Raw genomic sequence first — 15,914 nt, forward strand, 5'->3', positions numbered from 1 at the left:
TCTCGCACATCGTAGGGGTGGAGTCGATCCGGACCCTGGCACGGCGCTGGACTGTCGCGAACACCGGTCACAGGTTCGGCGCGCGGAACCAGCGCACACGCCGACCGAACGGGTCGGAGATGGCCACCGCGACCCCGTCGAGCGAGACCGTCGCGAACGAGTCCGGATCCGCCGCGTCAACGTCGTCGGGCAGCGTCGCCGCCACCCCGCGCAGGATCCCGGTGCGTTCGAGGGCGATCCAGTGCACGCCTCGCGCTCGGATCCCGTCGACGAACCGTTGCCGGTCCGCGCCCGGCACGTAGACCAGGGTCCCGGTGGTCAGGACGACCGGTTCGACGTCGTCCGGCAGGGCGTCCAGTGCACGGTCGAGGTCGCCGGGCAGCGCGCCCCGGATCCGGACGGGAGGCACGGTGAGCGTCGCGGACGCCGCCGCGCGCATCAGGGCGGTCCGGTCCGACGCCTCGGGCGGGACGGCCTCGACCAGCCGGTCGAACGCACCGGGGACCGACAGGTCGATCGGGTTCGGGTCGAGGGCCACCCGGGCGCCGATCCGGATCGGCCTGCTCGCCGGAGCCGGAAGGACCCCGGAGACGTCCGCGACGAGACGGACCGCGGGTTCGTCGACCGCCGTGTGCATCCGGACGAGCTCGCCGCGCGCCCCGCCGTGGTCGTCGCGCCCCGAGGAGTCGGGGCGCGACGACAGCACCGGGGCGCGTTCCGCCGGCACCCGGGACTCCGACGTCCGGTACTCCAGGGTCACCCGGTCCGGGATCGAGCACAGTCCGGCGGCGGCCCCGGCGTCGACCAGGCCGAGCGGCCGCGCGGACCGTTCGGCGAGTGCCGCGAACAGCGGGACGACCGGGGCGAGCCGCTGCGGGTCGTTGGCCTGCACCGTGGCGGAGGCGAGGGCCGCGACCAGCGCGGGGCGGGCCTCCAGGCCGAGCGCGCGCAGCGCACCCGGGTCCGACGGGTCCGCGCCCAGCCGTCGCGCGACCGCGAAGAACAGTTCCGGCTGCCGCTGCTGCTCGGGGACCTCGGCGAGGAGCGCGACGAGGGAGTCGTCGAGCGACCGTGCCCAGGCCGCGTACGACGGCGAGACCGCCTGGATGCGGTCGGCGTACGCGTCGTACCGGGCGCGGGTGTCCATCAGCGTCCGGGCCGGTGCATGCCGACGTGTCGGATGCCGGCCTCGTCGTACGGCTCCCCGAACCGCACGAAGCCGTACCGCTCGTACAGGGCGGCGACGTACTCCTGGGCGTGCAGGACGAACGGGTCGTGTCCGTGTTCGTCGAGGACGGCGGCGACGAGCCGGCCGGCGATCCCCTGTCCACGGTGCCCGGGGTCGGTCGCGACCCGGCCGATCACCCACGCCGGCGACGCTGCGCCGTCGGGGTGGACCTCGTCGGCTGCCGGGCGGATGAGCCGCAGGTACCCAACCGCATCGGTGTCCGTGCCGAACCACCAGTGCTCGGTGTCGGGCTCGCGGTCACGGCCGTCGAAGTCCTCGGCGGTGACCCGCTGCTCGAGCGCGAACACGCGGTTGCGCAGGACGACGATGCCGTACAGTTCGTCCGTCGTCAGACGGGTCCAGCGGGCGTGGTGCACGGAATGCTCGGACATCGTGGCGAGTTTAGTGAAGTGGTCGGGAGTGCCCGGAACAGCCCGGCCGGAAGCAGGAGGAACCAATGGCATACAACGTCGACAAGTCCGACGCCCAGTGGCGCGAGGAGCTCTCCCCGGACCAGTACGCCGTCCTCCGCCAGGCGGGGACCGAACGACCGTGGACCGGTGAACTCCTCGACGAGGAGCGCGCCGGCGTCTACACCTGTGCGGCCTGCAACGCGGAGCTGTTCAAGAGCGGCACGAAGTTCGACTCCGGCTGCGGCTGGCCGTCGTTCTACGAGTCGGTGAACCCGGACGCCGTGCAGCTCATCGAGGACAACTCCCTCGGCATGGCCCGCACCGAGGTCCGGTGCGCGAACTGCGGTTCGCACCTGGGTCACGTGTTCCCGGACGGGTTCGGCACCCCCACGGGTGACCGGTACTGCATGAACTCGATCTCGCTGAACTTCTCGGAGAAGTCGGGCGAGTGAGCCCCGGACGCCCTCACCGGTAAGATGAGCGGCGTCAGCCGGCATGGCGCAATTGGTAGCGCACCGTACTTGTAATACGGGGGTTGCGGGTTCAAGTCCCGCTGCCGGCCCCATATACTGCATGCGCAGGCCGCGACTCGTTCGCCGCCCGCACCGCCTTCAGCCCCGCCTCGAGCGGGGCTGTCGTGCGTCCGGGGCCCTGGTGCCGGTCGACCAGTTTCAGGGCCAGACGCCGGGCTGGTACGCGCACCGTTCGATGTCGTCGACGAGCGCGGCGAGGACACGCGCCTGCCGCGGATCCCGTTCCTCCACCGTCCGCGAGCGCACCCAGACGAACGCCAGGAGATCGGCGACCTGCAGCATGCGTGAGTGGTGACTCGGCGCGAAGTGAACGGTGTCGAGCAACCGTTCGAGCCGGGTCTGCATGTACGTTCCGGGAGTCCCGTAGGCCTGGTACACCGCGAAGCGCTCACGGTGCCGGTCTCGATCCGACCGTTCGTCCGCGATGACGAGCGCGTGCACACCCATCTCACCGGCCTTCCCGTCGACCCGCTGCAGGAGGTGCTGGAAGGCCACCTGTTCCGGCGAGTGCCGATCACGGAAGCCCCGCGCGTCCTGGTACCGACGCAACCGCCCGGGGCGGCACCCTCGGAGCAGCACGGTTGCTCCGGAAGTCACGACGGCTTCGACCACGTCGAGGAACACCTTCACGCGCACGCGTGGCGGGACGGCGCTCCAAGCGCCCTTCCCGTGGAAGATCGGATGGGCGTGGATCTCGGCCTGCGCCTCGACGCCGTACTCCTCGAGCGCCGCGACGATCTCGTGCATGCGATGCGTGAGCCAGCGGGTCTGTGCCGCGTCCGCCATCACGGCGCCGAAGCCGTAGAGGTCCGGCTTGAAGGATTCGTCGACGAAGCAGAGCAGCACGGTGGAATACTGCCGTACAGAAGGTGTGGAGGGGGTGCGACGCACTGCCCTTGATGAAGCGATGCCCCGGGCGAAGTCTCGCCCGGGGCATCGGCACACGGAACGCGGATCAGGGGGCGTTCCGGGCGCTGGACGCGGTAACCAGCCGGTCGTGCGACGAGGATGACACCTCACCGACCCGCGCGTCCACACCCTGACCCCACATCCGCGGAAATCCGCACGATGTGCACGAACGCGCCGGGGTCCTGTCCGCTCAGCGCCCGCCGGTGATCTTCCGCTCCCGCTGCGCGACGCCGGCCGTGCCGTAGGGGTAGTCGTCGATGCGGGGCGCGCTGGCGTCGGTCAGCCGGTCGAGCTCGTCGTCGGTGAGCACCAGGTCCGCGGCACCGAGGTTGTCCTCGAGCTGCGACAGGGTGCGGACGCCGAGGATCACGCTCGTGACCGCGGGACGGGCCAGCAGCCAGGCGAGTGCGACCTGCGACTTCGACGCGTCGTGGGCGTCGGCCACCTCGGAGACGGCGTCGAGCACCTCCCACGTGCGCTCGTCACCGTTGCGGGCTTCCCAGGCCTCCATGCCGCGCTGCGGGTTCTCGCCCAGGCGGGTCGCGCCGGTCGGGGCCTCGTCGCGCTGGTACTTGCCGGAGAGCCAGCCGCCGGCCAGGGGCGACCAGGGCAGCAGGCCGATGCCGGCGTCGAGGCAGGCGGGCACGACCTCGTGCTCGATGTCGCGGACGAGCAGGTTGTACTGCGGCTGCAGGGTGACGGGTGGCGCCCAGCCGTGGGCCTTCGCCTCGTAGACGGCCTTGGTGACCTGGTAGCCGAGGTAGTTCGAGAACCCGTAGGAGCCGATCTTGCCGGCGGCCACGGCGTCGTCGAGGAACCGCAGGGTCTCGTCGATGGGGGTCAGGGCGTCCCACGCGTGCATCTGGTACAGGTCGATGTGGTCGACGCCGAGCCGCTCGAGCGAGGCGTCGAGGGCCACGCGCAGGTGTCGTCGGGACAGGCCGAGGTCGTTCGGGCCGTCGCCCTGCGGGAACCGGCCCTTGGTGGCGAGGACGACCTGCGCGGCCTCGGTGGGGTGTGCTGCGAGCCAGCGGCCGATGATCCGCTCGGACTCGTTGCCGGAGTAGACGTCCGCCGTGTCGACGAGCGTGCCACCGGCGGCCACGAAGGCGTCGAGGATGGCGTGTGAGGTGGGTTCGTCGGCTTCGCTGCCGAACGTCATGGTGCCGAGGGTCAGCGTCGACACCGATGTCCCGCTGTTGCCGAGGAGTCTGTAGTCCATGGCGGGGACGGTACGCCCGGTGCCGTCCGACCGAGGGGACCCACGAGTACCCCTCAGCGCGGGGCGGACAGGAACCGCAGCGCTGCTTCGCGGAACGGCCGCGAGGTCGGGGCGTTGAAGTGGTTGCGCCCGGGGATCTCGAAGAAGGTGGCGTCCGGCGCGGCCTCGGCGAGCCGGACCGCGCTGTCGCGGATGCCGTCCTCGCTGCCGGCGGCGATCAGGAGCGGCTGCGCCGGGGCGTTCTCCGGGGTCGGCTCGATGCTGTTCCGCATCCCCTCGACCATGGCCACGAGCGCGCCGAGGTCGTTGCCCTCGACGTTGCCCGCCATCGTGAGGTAGCCGTTCGTGACGCGGTCCTCGATGGGGGTGCCGTCGGCGATGTACGCCTTCGCCTGGTCGACGCGGACGCGACGCATCGGGTCGGCGTCCGGGATCCCGCCGAACACCGCACGTGAGATCCGGCCGGGCAGCCGTTCGGCGGTGTGCCAGCCGACGCGGGCGCCGAGCGAGTACCCGAGGAACGCGACGTCGTCGAGCAGGTACGTGTCGATGACCGTGGTGACGTCGGCGACGAGCAGGTCCATCGAGTACGCACCGGGGTCGTGCGGCTTCGCGCTCGCGCCGTGCCCGCGCTGGTCGAGCGCCAGGACCCGGTACCCGGCACGGACCAGGTGCCGCGTCCAGCCCGAGGCGTGCCAGTTGAGCACCGCACCGGAGGCGAAGCCGTGCACCGCGATGACGGCCGGGGCGTCGGGGTCGCCGAAGTCGTAGGTCGCGAGTCGCAGCCCGTCGGGCGACATCACGAACCGGGGGCGGGGCGCTTCGGGGACGAGTGACATGTCCTCTCAAGCGTATCGGGGCAGTGTGGTGGCCATGGACGGCTACGGCGGCGATCAGATCCGGGCGGCGGAACGCCCCCACCTCGACGCGGGGGAACCCCTGATGCAACGGGCCGCCGACGGGCTCGCGCGCATCGTGGGCGACCTGCTGGACGACCCGGCCGTGCGGCCGGTCGACGGGCCGGGATCCGTCCTCGTGCTCGCCGGCAGCGGCGACAACGGCGGTGACGCCCTGTTCGCGGGCGCTCGCCTGGCAGCGGCCGGGAGGCACGTGGCGGTCCTGCGCGTCGGCTCCCGTGTCCACGAGGCCGGCCTGGCAGCGGCGCTGGACGCCGGCGCGCGTCTGCTGGACGGCCCGTCCGGCGCCTCGGGACCGAACGCGGGCGGGGCGGCGGACATCCTGCGAGCCGCCGGCCGGAGCGACGGCGAACGCCTGGCGGACGTCGCGACCGAGGCCGCACTCGAGGCAGACCTGGTGCTCGACGGCATCCTCGGCATCGGGGTGCACGGCGCGAACGCACTGCGGTCCCCCGCGCGGGAGGTCGTGGACGCCATCCGTGAGCTCGCCCGCGACCAGCGTGCGCCGTTCGTGGTCGCGGTGGACGTGCCGAGCGGCATCGACGTGGACACCGGCGGCGTCGCGGATGACCACGTCCTGCACGCCGACGTCACCGTCACCTTCGGCGGTGTGAAGGCCGGCCTGTTGACCGGACCCGCCGCCACCCTCGCCGGCCGGATCGAACTCGTCGACGTCGGGATCGGTGCGGATCTGGCGACGATGGAGCCGCTGATCCGCACCTGACCCCTCGCCCGTCAGTGCTGCTCGAACGTCAGTGCTGCTCGAACGTCAGTGGTGCTCGTACAGCACGGGCTCCGGCAGACCGTGCTCGGCGCGGACGCTGCGTGCGATGCCCTCGATCGCGACCAGGGCGTCGACCACGAGCTCCGGCGTCACCGGGAACGGCATGTTGTGGATGGTCTCGCCCTCCACCGTCGCGGCCTCGGCCACGGCGCGCAGCACGTCGCGGTCGTCGACCGTCAGGCCGATCTCGGTCAGGGTGTTCGGCAGGCCGACCTTCGTGGTGAAGACGACGAAGTCCTCGATCTCCTCGGCCGGGGCACCCTCGAGCACCAGCTGGGCGATCGTCCCGATGTTCACCTTCTGCCCGTGGGCCAGGCCGTGCGCCTGCGGAGCCGCGGTCAGCCCGTTGTGGATCGCGTGGGCGGCGGCGAGCCCACCGGACTCGAAGCCCAGGCCCGACAGCAGCGTGTTCGCCTCGACGACCTTCTCGAGCGCCGGGGTGACGACCTTGGCCTTGACGGCCTCGATGGCCTGCAGGGCGTTCTCGTGCAGGAGCTTCCACGACAGCTCGGCGAGCGCGACGCCGGTCTGGGTCTGCAGGCCGCCGGCCATGGTGTCGGCGTTGGCGCGCTTCGCGGCACGGGCCTCGACCCAGGTCGCCAGCGCGTCGCCGATGCCCGCGACCAGGAACTGCACCGGCGCGTTGGCGACGAGCCTGGTGTCGATGAGCACCAGGTCCGGGTTGTGCGGGAAGAAGCGGTACTCGATGAACTCGCCCTCGGCGGTGTAGATGACGGCGAGCGCCGAGGTCGGGGCGTCGGTGGACGCAGCCGTCGGCACGCTGGCCCACCGGATGCCGGCGAGGTGCCCAGCGGCCTTCGCGGCGTCGATCGCGGAGCCTCCACCGACCCCCACGATGACGTCGGCGTCCGTCGCACGGATCTGCTCGACGAGCTCGTCGACGGCCTCGGGGGTGGCGAAGCGGCCGAACCCGACACGCTCCACGGCCAGGTCGGCGGACCGGAAGCTCTCGGAGACGGCGGTCTCGACGATGCCCCAGACCACGTCGTCGGCGACGATCAGGGGCCGCTTGCCGATCGGGGCGATGAACTCGCCGACGCGGGTGATCGCGTCCTTGCCCTGGACGTAGCGGGCGGGGCTCATCACGGTGCTGATGGGAGTGGCCATCGTGCGGTTCCTTCCGGTTGTACGACAGGTGTACGACAGGTGTCGGGGTGGCCGACGCCGCCGACGGTACGCGCGGCCGCTGATCGGGAGGTGCTGATCGGTAGGTTCGGGACCATGACGTTCAACGACGACTCGCAACTCCGGGGCGGCAAGGTCAAGCGGCGGGGTCGCACCACGGCGATCGGCGGAGGCGCCGTGGGCGTCGGCGCCATCGTGGTGTTCCTGATCCTGCAGTTCACCGGCGTCGACGTGAGCGGGATCGTCGGCGGCGGCAACGGCCTGACGACGATCCAGCAGGGGGGCGAGTCCGTCGACGCCGCCCCCGAGTGCCGGACCGGGCGCGACGCCAACCTGCGCGTCGAGTGCCGGATGGAGGGCGCGGCCGAGTCGCTCGACGCCTACTGGACGTCCGAGGCGCGGTCGCTCGGCATCTCGTACACGGCACCGGAGTTCTTCCTGTTCCAGGACTCCACCGACACCTCGTGCGGGCAGGCCTCGGCCGCGACCGGCCCGTTCTACTGCCCACCGGACCGTGCGGTCTTCCTGGACACCGCGTTCTACGACGACCTGCAGTCGCAGTACGGCTCGTCCGGCGGTCCGCTCGCGCAGATGTACGTCGTCGCGCACGAGTGGGCGCACCACATCCAGCAGCTGCAGGGGTCGTTCGCGAACACCGACCGCTCCGGCACAGGGGCGTCGTCGGGCAGCGTCCGCGTCGAGCTGCAGGCTGACTGCTACGCCGGGGCCTGGGTCGGCGACGCCGCCACGACGAAGGACGCGAACGGCGAGACGTTCTTCGAACCGATCACCCGCTCCCAGATCACCGACGCCCTGTCGGCGGCGAGCGCCGTGGGCGACGACAGCATCCAGGAGCGCGCGACCGGCCGCGTCGACCCGGACTCGTTCACGCACGGGTCGAGCGAGCAGCGACAGCGCTGGTTCCTGCGGGGCTACCAGCAGGGCGCGACGAGCTGCGACACCCTGAGCATCCCGGGTTCGGCCCTGTAGCCGCACCGTCGAACCACGGGAGGCCCGGTGCCAGCTGGCACCGGGCCTCCCGTCCGTGGTCAGCGCGTCAGCGCTCGTTCAGACGTCAGCGCTCGTCCGGCCGTCAGCGCTTGGTCGGCGTGGGCGTGGGGGTCGCGCTCGGCGTGGGCGTCGGGGTGGCGTCGGTCGCCCCGGCGGCCGTCACCACGAAGGTGCGGAAGTCGTCGTTCGTGACCGGGGAGGTCAGCTCGTACCGCTGCCCGTTCACGAGCACGAGCGGCGTGCCGGGGAACTCCTTGAGCGTCGACCCGGGGATCGTGCCGTCCGACACCGCCGTCGTCTGCTCGTCCACCCACTTGGCGTAGTCCTGGTCGGCGATGCAGCTCCGGACGGCGCTCCGTTCCTGCAGCCCCTGCACGCCCGTGACGACGTCGGTGAGCTCCGCGTCGGTCAGACCAGGGGTGCCCTCGTCCGGCTGCTTCGCGAAGAGCGCCTGGTTCACCGCGTAGAACTGGTTCGGGGAGTGCTCGGCGACGCAGGCGGCGGCGTTCGCGGCGCGGAGCGAGTACTTCGTGCCCTGCGAGCGGTTCGACAGGACCGCGACCGGGTGGATGTCGACCGTGGCCGCACCGGAGTCGACGAGGTCCTTGATGTAGTCGCCGTTCGCCTGCTCGAACTGGCCGCAGCCCGGGCAGAGGTAGTCGACGTACAGGGTGATCCGGACGGTGCCGGCCCCCTCGGTCGCGGCACTGCTCGGCGACGCGGAGGCCGATCCGGACGCGGACGCCGCGACGGGCTTCAGACCCTGCCCGATGGTGATCCCGCCCTGCGACATGGTCGACGGGCCCGGGCCGGCGGGCTTCACGGAGTCGACCAGCACGAGCGTGACGATCGTCGCGGCGGCGAGGAGCACGACCCCGAGCCCGATCTGCAGGCCGAGCCGGACACCACGCTGGCGTCGCTTCTGCTGGGTCCGGGCACGCTGGGCTCGCTGGCGGGCGGCTTCACGGCGCTCGTTCCGCGCGGCGCGGGCGGCACCCTCGGGGCGGTTGTTCATCGGTGCGTCGTCCTCCTGATCGGTGTCCGCTCGGCGTTCCCCTGCTCGGCGGACGGACCCGGCGATTGTAGTGGGGCGCTCTGGGAAGCCGCCGACCAAGGGGGAAAACACTGGCGCACCCGGGTGAACTCGTGTTGTATGAACCTCGACAGTCGACGGCGACTGTCCGGGGCCCGTACGGGCACACCGCTTCACTCGGATCGTCCGGCACGTACCTGCCGGTGAAGGAAGGACCGAACGCTCATGGCGTCCGTCACCTATGACAAGGCAACCCGTCTCTACCCCGGAGGCAACCGTCCCGCGGTCGACTCCCTCGACCTGGACGTCGCCGACGGCGAGTTCCTCGTCCTCGTCGGCCCCTCGGGCTGCGGCAAGTCCACCTCGCTCCGCATGCTGGCCGGCCTCGAAGAGGTCAACTCCGGTCAGATCCGCATCGGCGACCGCGACGTCACGGACGTCCCGCCGAAGGACCGCGACATCGCGATGGTGTTCCAGAACTACGCGCTGTACCCGCACATGACCGTCGCCGAGAACATGGGCTTCGCGCTCAAGATCGCCGGCGTCGGCAAGGAAGAGCGCGCCACCCGCGTGCAGGAAGCCGCCAAGCTCCTCGACCTCGAGGACTACCTCGGCCGCAAGCCGAAGGCGCTCTCCGGTGGTCAGCGTCAGCGCGTCGCGATGGGCCGTGCGATCGTCCGTCAGCCGCAGGTGTTCCTCATGGACGAGCCGCTGTCGAACCTCGACGCCAAGCTCCGCGTCCAGACCCGCACGCAGATCGCGTCGCTGCAGCGTCGTCTCGGCGTCACCACGGTCTACGTCACGCACGACCAGACCGAGGCCCTCACCATGGGTGACCGCATCGCGGTGCTCAAGGACGGCATCCTGCAGCAGGTCGGCACCCCGCGCGACCTGTACGAGAAGCCGAACAACGTGTTCGTCGCCGGCTTCATCGGTTCGCCGGCCATGAACCTGCTGCCCGCCGACGTCATCGAGGGCGGCATCAAGTTCGGCACGCTCAACCACGCGATCGACCGCGACACCCTGTCGAACGCCCGTGCCGCACAGATCACGGTCGGCATCCGCCCCGAGGACGTCATCGTCTCGCAGTCCGGCGAGGGCCTGCCCGTCACGGTCGACGTCGTCGAGGAGCTCGGCGCCGACGGTTACCTCTACGGTCACGCGGACGTGAACGGCCAGCGCGCCGACATCGTCGCCCGTGTCGACGGTCGTGCACACCCGTCGATCGGTGACACGATCGTCATCACGCCGAAGCAGGGCCACGTCCACGCCTTCGACACCGAGTCGGGCGACCGCCTCGACGACAAGGCCGTCGTCAGCGCGTAACCAGCGCACTCCCCCGAGAGCCCGTGCCCGCCTCACAAGGGCGGACGCGGGCTCTCGGCTGTCCCCGACACCAGAGGAACCACCGTGCCCGACTCGATGTCCATCACCGCCGCCACCGTCGACCCCGGCCTGCTCGACCTGCCGTGGGACCTGCCGCTCGCCGACTGGCCCGACGACACGATCGTCGCGCTGCCGAAGGGCATCTCGCGGCACCTCGTGCGGTTCGTGCACCTGAGCGGGTACGTCGCCGCGGTGAAGGAGACCGGCGAAGAGGTCGCCCGGTCCGAGTACGAGATGCTCCGGACCCTGCAGCGGATGGACGTGCCGTGCGTGGACCCGGTCGCGGTCATCACGAACCGCGTCGACGCCGACGGTGAACCACTGCACCCCGTGCTGGTGACCCGCCACCTGCGGTTCTCGCTGCCCTACCGCGCGCTCTACTCGCAGACGCTGCGCCCGGAGACCGCCACCCGTCTGGTCGACGCCCTCGCGCTGCTGCTCGTCCGCCTGCACGTCATCGGCTTCTACTGGGGCGACGTGTCCCTGTCGAACACGTTGTTCCGGCGCGACGCCGGAGCCTTCGCCGCGTACCTGGTCGACGCCGAGACCGGCAAGCTCTACCCCGGCGGGCTGTCGAACGGTCAGCGCGAGAACGACCTCGAGGTCGCCCGGGTGAACATCGCCGGCGAGCTGCTCGACCTCGAGGCCGGCGGTCGACTGGACGAGAACGCCGACCCCGTGGACGTGTCGAACCGCATCGTCGCCCAGTACCGGACGCTCTGGACCGAGCTCACCGGCACCGAGCAGTTCGACATCAAGGAACGCTGGCGCATCAACGACCGCGTCGAGCGCCTGAACGAGCTCGGCTTCGACATCGAGGAACTGTCGATCCACACGACCGAGGGTGGCTCGCAGGTCCGGATCCAGCCGAAGGTCGTCGATGCCGGGCACCACCAGCGCCGACTGCTGCGCCTCACCGGGCTCGACGCCGGCGAGAACCAGGCGCGGCGCCTGCTCAACGACCTCGACTCGTACCGTGCCCGCAACGGCCGTGACGAACTCGACGAGGAGATGGTGGCGCACGAGTGGGTCTCACGGGTCTTCGAGCCCGTCGTCCGCTCGATCCCCCGTGACCTGCGCGGTCGGCTCGAACCCGCCGAGGTGTTCCACGAGCTGCTCGAGCACCGCTGGTTCATGTCCCAGCAAGAGGAGCGTTCCGTCTCGCTGCCCGAGGCCACGACCGCCTACATCAACGACGTGCTCCGACACCGTCGCGACGAGCGCCTGCTCATCAACCCGCCGACCTCGTCGATCACCGTGCCGATCCCGGTGCTGGACGACGACGACGAGTCCGACGACGTCGACGACTGGCGCGCCACGGTCTGACGCGGTCCCCGCTCGGTCACGACACCCCGCCGGGTGGGCGCCGACCGGTCGCAGACCGTCGATTGCGGCGTCGCGCAGCGACGACTCGTGACCGCACGGCGGGCACCAGCCAACGCGTCCTGACCGTTCGGGGGTCGGCAACGCGACCGCCTGGAGGCCCGGCCCGCGTCCCGGAGACCGGCGCCGGGCCTCCAGGCCGTCACGCCCAACCCCGCCTGCCACCGTGAGCAGGAATGGTCGCCTCCCGCTCGGGGAGGCGACCATTCCTGCACACGAAGTGCTGGGGCTACGCGGTGCGACGGCGCCGCGCGACCTCCCACAGGGTGACGCTCGCGGCGATACCGGCGTTCAGGGACTCGGTGGCGCTCGAGATCGGGATCGACACGATCGCGTCGCAGGTCTCGGTGACCAGGCGCGACAGGCCCTTGCCCTCGGAACCGACGACGATCACGATCGGACGGTCGGCAAGCTCGAGGCCGTCGAGCTCCACGTCACCGTCGCCGTCCAGGCCGAGGACGAACAGGCCCATCGACTTGAGCGACTTCAGGGTCTGCGTGAGGTTCGGGGCCATCGCGACGGGGGTGCGTGCCGCGGCACCGGCCGAGGTCTTCCACGCCGACGCCGTCACGCCGACCGAACGACGCTGCGGCACGATGACGCCGTGTCCGCCGAACGCCGCGGTCGAGCGGATGATCGCGCCGAGGTTGCGGGGGTCGGTGATGCCGTCGAGTGCGACGAGCAGCGGGACCTGGTCACGCGAGAAGGCCTGCTCGACGATGTCCTCGGACACGGCGTACTGGTACGCCGGCACCTTGAGGGCGACGCCCTGGTGCACGCTGTCGTGTCCGGTGATGCGGTCGAGCTCGGGACGCATGAGCTCGATGATCGGCACGCCGCGGTGGTTGGCGAGCGCGAGGATCTCCTTCACGCGGTCGTCGACCTCGATGCGCGACGCGATGTAGAGCGTCGACGACGGGGTCTTCGTGCGCAGGGCCTCGAGCACGGAGTTGCGCCCGGTCACCAGCTCGGAGTCGTCGGTCTTGCGTGCCGGCGGACGGCCCGTGCGACCCTGCGGGGTGCTCGAGGAACCGTGACGGCCCTTGGCCGCCTCGAAGCGGTCCTTCGCGGCCTTGCGCTTGCCGGCGGGGTGGTACGGGCGGTCCTCGGCCTTCGGGGTCGGCTTGCGACCCTCGAGCGCCTGGGCGCCCTGTCCGCCGGAGCCGACCTGCTTGTTGCCCTTGCGACCGGTGCGGACGGCGCCGGGCCGACCCTTCTTGCTTCCCGAGACGTTCTTCATGCGTAGCTCCTGTTCGGCACTGCCGTGTTCAGGCGATGCTCCAGCGTGTTCCGGACGGCGTGTCCTCGATCGTGATGCCCGCGGCGGCGAGGTCGTCGCGCACGCGGTCGGCCGCGGTGAAGTCCCGTGCTGCCCTGGCGTCCGCGCGCTCCTGCACGAGGCGTTCGACGAGGGCGGCGAGCGGGCCTGCCGAGGTGTCGTGGCCGCCGCCCGACCAGTGGTCGGCTCGCGGGTCGATGCCGAGCACCTCCACCATCGCAGCCACCTGATGGTACGCGGTCCCGAGCGTTTCCGCATCGTCGGCGTCCAGTGCAGCGTTGCCGGTGCGCACGGTCTCGTGCAGCACGGCCAGGGCCTGGGGCACGGAGAGGTCGTCGTCCATCGCCGCGGCGAAGGCCTCGGGCACGACCGGGGCGTCGGCGAGGTGGACGCCCTCGAGCCGGGTCTCGGCGCGCTCGAGGAACCCGGCGATGCGGTCGTACGCCGCCTCGGCCTCGGTCAGTGAGCCCTCGTGGTGGTCGATCGACGAGCGGTAGTGGGCGGCACCGAGGAAGTAGCGGACGACGGCGGGACGGGCGGATCCGAGGAAGTCCGCCGCGAAGATCGAGTTGCCGAGCGACTTCGACATCTTCTGGCCCTCGACCGTCACCAGGCCGTTGTGCAGCCAGTACGACGCGAACGGGTCCCCGGCGGCCGTGGACTGCGCCAGCTCGTTCTCGTGGTGCGGGAAGCGCAGATCGAGCCCGCCGCCGTGGATGTCGAACGCGGGGCCGAGGTACCGGCGCGACATCGCCGAGCACTCGATGTGCCAGCCCGGGCGGCCTGCGCCCCACGGGGAGTCCCAGTTGGCCGTCGACGGCTCGCCGGGCTTCGCACCCTTCCAGAGCGCGAAGTCACGGGCGTCGCGCTTGCCACGCGGATCGGCGTCGGCGGCCTCGACCATGTCCTCGCGCCGCTGCCGGGTGAGCACCCCGTAGTCGGCCCAGCTGCCGGTGTCGAAGTAGACGTCGCCCGAGCCGTCGTCGGCGGCGTAGGCGTGCCCGCGGTCGATCAGGCGCTGGATGATCTCGTGCATCTGCGGCACGCTCGCGGTGGCGCGGGGCTCGTACGTCGGGGGCAGGATGCCGAGGGCGTTGTACGCGGCCGTGAACTCGAGCTCGACCCGGTAGGCGCGGGCGAACCACTCCTCGTCGGTGCCTGCCGCCAGGTCGAGGACCTTGTCGTCGATGTCGGTGACGTTGCGCACCAGGGTCACCCGGTACCCGCGGTGGGTGAGCCACCGACGCCAGATGTCGTAGACGAGCGCGGACCGCAGGTGCCCGATGTGCGGCGACGACTGCACCGTCGGACCACAGACGTAGACGCTCACGTGTCCGTCGACCAGGGGCACGAGGTCGACGACGGCTGCGGCGCGGGAGTCGTAGAGGCGAACGGTCACGCCTCAACCCTAATCGGCGCGGGGCCGCGGTTTCAGGAGGGACGCACGAGTGCCGTGGCGATCGCCGCGAGCCCCTCGCCACGGCCGGTGAACCCGAGCCCGTCGGTCGTCGTGCCGGACACGGCGACGGGCGCACCGACGACCGCGGACAGGGCGTCCTGCATCTCGTCGCGGCGGCGGCCGATGCGCGGCCGGTTGCCGATGACCTGCACGGTGACGGACACCGGCACGAGCCCGGCGTCGGCGAGCAGCGCGACCGCGCCGCGCACGAACACGTCGCCCGTGGCGCCGGCGTACTGCGGGTCAGCGGTGCCGAAGCGTCCGCCGATGTCGCCGAGGCCCCCGGCGGAGAGCAGGGCGTCGCACACCGCGTGCGCCACAGCGTCACCGTCGCTGTGCCCGGAGAGGCCGGGTTCGCCGGGGAAGTCGAGCAGCCCGACGCGGCAGGGCGAGGCGTCGTCGAAGGCGTGCACGTCGACCCCGAGCCCGAGTCGGACCACGACGGCGTCAGCCTGGCTGGCACCCGCCGCACCGGCACCAGCCGCAGCACCAGCACCAGCACCAGCACCAGCACCAGCTTCGGTCCGCGCCCGCACGATCGACTCGGCCCGGCCGAGGTCCCACGGCGTCGTGATCTTGAAGGCGTCGGCGTCACCCGGCACGAACCGCACGGTGCCCCCGACTGCCTGGAACACCCCGGCGTCGTCCGTCTCGGACTGCGACGACACCGCGTAGGCCTGCCGCAGTGCCGCGAGCGGGAAGCCCTGCGGCGTCTGCACCCCGACGAGCGCCGCACGGTCGACGGTCTCGACGACGACGTCACCGTCGACCCGCTTGACCGTGTCCGTGACGGGGAGTGCCGGCACGACGCCCGCACCGTCACCGGCGGCGACGGCGTCGAACACCCGCGAGAACTGTGCCGCGGGCGTGAGGCACCGCGCCGCGTCGTGCACGAGCACCGTGGTGACGGAGTCCGGCAGGACGGCCAGGCCGGCCTCGACCGAACCGTGGCGATCCGTGCCTCCGGCGACGACGGCCGTGTACGCGACCGCAGCACCCGCGACCGAACCGACCACCTGCCGGCACTCGTCCAGGTGCGACGCCGGTGCGACCACGACGACAAGCGTCGGCGACGGCAAGGCGAACAGGGGTTCGAGCGCCCGCGCGAGCATCAGCGCACCGGCCACCGGCACGAACGCCTTCGCGGTCCCGATGCCGAGCCGGGTGCCGGAGCCGGCCGCAACGACGACGACCGCCCGGTCCACCCCTTC

General features: G+C 71.6%; 15 protein-coding genes and 1 tRNA gene. 6 read left to right on the forward strand and 10 right to left on the reverse strand.

All coding sequences use genetic code 11. The annotated features are described in order from the left end of the window. Positions 1 to 67 precede the first annotated feature (67 nt). Both DEJ08_RS16005 and DEJ08_RS16010 read right to left on the reverse strand, forming a co-directional pair. Complete coding sequence (locus tag DEJ08_RS16005; protein WP_111054081.1) at positions 68 to 1,147, reverse strand: DUF2332 family protein; 1,080 nt, start codon at positions 1,145 to 1,147, stop codon at positions 68 to 70. Next, positions 1,147 to 1,620 (reverse strand): GNAT family N-acetyltransferase, encoded by a 474-nt coding sequence (locus DEJ08_RS16010; protein WP_181437789.1) that lies wholly within the window; start codon positions 1,618 to 1,620, stop codon positions 1,147 to 1,149. Before DEJ08_RS16010 ends, DEJ08_RS16005 begins: the two co-directional genes overlap by 1 nt. Before the next feature lie 65 nt (positions 1,621 to 1,685). Between DEJ08_RS16010 and msrB the strand changes: the two genes are divergently transcribed. Further along, positions 1,686 to 2,093: a peptide-methionine (R)-S-oxide reductase MsrB gene (gene msrB, locus DEJ08_RS16015; RefSeq protein ID WP_027466599.1), complete on the forward strand. Its 408-nt coding sequence runs from the start codon at positions 1,686 to 1,688 to the stop codon at positions 2,091 to 2,093. 37 nt (positions 2,094 to 2,130) lie between these two features. Beyond that, positions 2,131 to 2,206 (forward strand) — tRNA-Thr (locus DEJ08_RS16020). 106 nt (positions 2,207 to 2,312) lie between these two features. On the opposite strand, the gene DEJ08_RS16025 is transcribed toward DEJ08_RS16020, so the two are convergent. The 3 genes from DEJ08_RS16025 to DEJ08_RS16035 all read right to left on the reverse strand — a co-directional run bounded on the left by DEJ08_RS16025 (position 2,313) and on the right by DEJ08_RS16035 (position 5,144). Next, entirely contained in the window at positions 2,313 to 3,065 is a 753-nt protein-coding gene (locus DEJ08_RS16025; protein ID WP_284176530.1) for a DUF3800 domain-containing protein, read from the reverse strand. Between the two features lie 208 nt (positions 3,066 to 3,273). Next, positions 3,274 to 4,305, reverse strand: a complete 1,032-nt coding sequence (locus DEJ08_RS16030; RefSeq protein ID WP_111054084.1) for an aldo/keto reductase — start codon at positions 4,303 to 4,305, stop codon at positions 3,274 to 3,276. A gap of 53 nt (positions 4,306 to 4,358) precedes the next feature. Next, positions 4,359 to 5,144 carry an alpha/beta fold hydrolase gene (locus DEJ08_RS16035; protein ID WP_071244025.1) on the reverse strand — a complete coding sequence of 262 codons (786 nt, stop codon included), beginning with the start codon at positions 5,142 to 5,144 and terminating at the stop codon, positions 4,359 to 4,361. A gap of 34 nt (positions 5,145 to 5,178) precedes the next feature. On the opposite strand from DEJ08_RS16035, the gene DEJ08_RS16040 reads away from it, so the two are divergent. After that, positions 5,179 to 5,946: an NAD(P)H-hydrate epimerase gene (locus DEJ08_RS16040; protein ID WP_111054137.1), complete on the forward strand. Its 768-nt coding sequence runs from the start codon at positions 5,179 to 5,181 to the stop codon at positions 5,944 to 5,946. 45 nt (positions 5,947 to 5,991) lie between these two features. On the opposite strand, the gene DEJ08_RS16045 is transcribed toward DEJ08_RS16040, so the two are convergent. Then, complete coding sequence (locus DEJ08_RS16045) at positions 5,992 to 7,134, reverse strand: glycerol dehydrogenase (RefSeq protein WP_111029064.1); 1,143 nt, start codon at positions 7,132 to 7,134, stop codon at positions 5,992 to 5,994. Between the two features lie 114 nt (positions 7,135 to 7,248). On the opposite strand from DEJ08_RS16045, the gene ypfJ reads away from it, so the two are divergent. Next, complete coding sequence (gene ypfJ / locus DEJ08_RS16050; RefSeq protein ID WP_111054085.1) at positions 7,249 to 8,142, forward strand: KPN_02809 family neutral zinc metallopeptidase; 894 nt, start codon at positions 7,249 to 7,251, stop codon at positions 8,140 to 8,142. Positions 8,143 to 8,245: 103 nt separating this feature from the next. Here the strand turns inward: ypfJ and DEJ08_RS16055 are convergent, their stop codons facing one another. Next, positions 8,246 to 9,178 carry a DsbA family protein gene (locus tag DEJ08_RS16055; RefSeq protein WP_111054086.1) on the reverse strand — a complete coding sequence of 311 codons (933 nt, stop codon included), beginning with the start codon at positions 9,176 to 9,178 and terminating at the stop codon, positions 8,246 to 8,248. A gap of 243 nt (positions 9,179 to 9,421) precedes the next feature. On the opposite strand from DEJ08_RS16055, the gene DEJ08_RS16060 reads away from it, so the two are divergent. Both DEJ08_RS16060 and DEJ08_RS16065 read left to right on the forward strand, forming a co-directional pair. Then, positions 9,422 to 10,522, forward strand: coding sequence for an ABC transporter ATP-binding protein (locus DEJ08_RS16060; protein WP_071244017.1), 1,101 nt, complete (start codon positions 9,422 to 9,424; stop codon positions 10,520 to 10,522). An 84-nt stretch (positions 10,523 to 10,606) separates the two neighbouring features. Next, positions 10,607 to 11,908, forward strand: coding sequence for a DUF4032 domain-containing protein (locus DEJ08_RS16065; RefSeq protein WP_111054087.1), 1,302 nt, complete (start codon positions 10,607 to 10,609; stop codon positions 11,906 to 11,908). 286 nt (positions 11,909 to 12,194) lie between these two features. Here the strand turns inward: DEJ08_RS16065 and rlmB are convergent, their stop codons facing one another. The 3 genes from rlmB to ispD are packed head-to-tail and all read right to left on the reverse strand — an operon-like array spanning position 12,195 to position 15,908. Continuing rightward, positions 12,195 to 13,205 carry a 23S rRNA (guanosine(2251)-2'-O)-methyltransferase RlmB gene (gene rlmB / locus DEJ08_RS16070; RefSeq protein ID WP_027466607.1) on the reverse strand — a complete coding sequence of 337 codons (1,011 nt, stop codon included), beginning with the start codon at positions 13,203 to 13,205 and terminating at the stop codon, positions 12,195 to 12,197. A 28-nt stretch (positions 13,206 to 13,233) separates the two neighbouring features. Next, the gene (gene cysS, locus DEJ08_RS16075) at positions 13,234 to 14,643 is read right to left on the reverse strand and encodes a cysteine--tRNA ligase (RefSeq protein ID WP_111054088.1); all 1,410 of its coding nucleotides are present in this window, start codon (positions 14,641 to 14,643) and stop codon (positions 13,234 to 13,236) included. 32 nt (positions 14,644 to 14,675) lie between these two features. After that, positions 14,676 to 15,908, reverse strand: a complete 1,233-nt coding sequence (gene ispD / locus DEJ08_RS16080) for a 2-C-methyl-D-erythritol 4-phosphate cytidylyltransferase (protein ID WP_111054089.1) — start codon at positions 15,906 to 15,908, stop codon at positions 14,676 to 14,678. Positions 15,909 to 15,914: the final 6 nt, after the last annotated feature.

The sequence above is a fragment of the Curtobacterium sp. MCLR17_054 genome (assembly GCF_003234335.2).
Taxonomy (GTDB): Bacteria; Actinomycetota; Actinomycetes; order Actinomycetales; family Microbacteriaceae; genus Curtobacterium; species Curtobacterium flaccumfaciens.

Bases quoted from the DNA above. Each gene is read 5' to 3' on its own strand.
- DEJ08_RS16005 (WP_111054081.1), bottom strand. From the start codon at position 1,147: ATGGACACCCGCGCCCGGTACGACGCGTACGCCGACCGCATCCAGGCG.
- rlmB (WP_027466607.1), bottom strand. From the start codon at position 13,205: ATGAAGAACGTCTCGGGAAGCAAGAAGGGTCGGCCCGGCGCCGTCCGC.
- DEJ08_RS16035 (WP_071244025.1), bottom strand. From the start codon at position 5,144: ATGTCACTCGTCCCCGAAGCGCCCCGCCCCCGGTTCGTGATGTCGCCC.
- DEJ08_RS16060 (WP_071244017.1), top strand. From the start codon at position 9,422: ATGGCGTCCGTCACCTATGACAAGGCAACCCGTCTCTACCCCGGAGGC.
- DEJ08_RS16045 (WP_111029064.1), bottom strand. From the start codon at position 7,134: ATGGCCACTCCCATCAGCACCGTGATGAGCCCCGCCCGCTACGTCCAG.
- DEJ08_RS16010 (WP_181437789.1), bottom strand. From the start codon at position 1,620: ATGTCCGAGCATTCCGTGCACCACGCCCGCTGGACCCGTCTGACGACG.
- DEJ08_RS16055 (WP_111054086.1), bottom strand. From the start codon at position 9,178: ATGAACAACCGCCCCGAGGGTGCCGCCCGCGCCGCGCGGAACGAGCGC.
- DEJ08_RS16030 (WP_111054084.1), bottom strand. From the start codon at position 4,305: ATGGACTACAGACTCCTCGGCAACAGCGGGACATCGGTGTCGACGCTG.
- msrB (WP_027466599.1), top strand. From the start codon at position 1,686: ATGGCATACAACGTCGACAAGTCCGACGCCCAGTGGCGCGAGGAGCTC.
- ypfJ (WP_111054085.1), top strand. From the start codon at position 7,249: ATGACGTTCAACGACGACTCGCAACTCCGGGGCGGCAAGGTCAAGCGG.
- DEJ08_RS16040 (WP_111054137.1), top strand. From the start codon at position 5,179: ATGGACGGCTACGGCGGCGATCAGATCCGGGCGGCGGAACGCCCCCAC.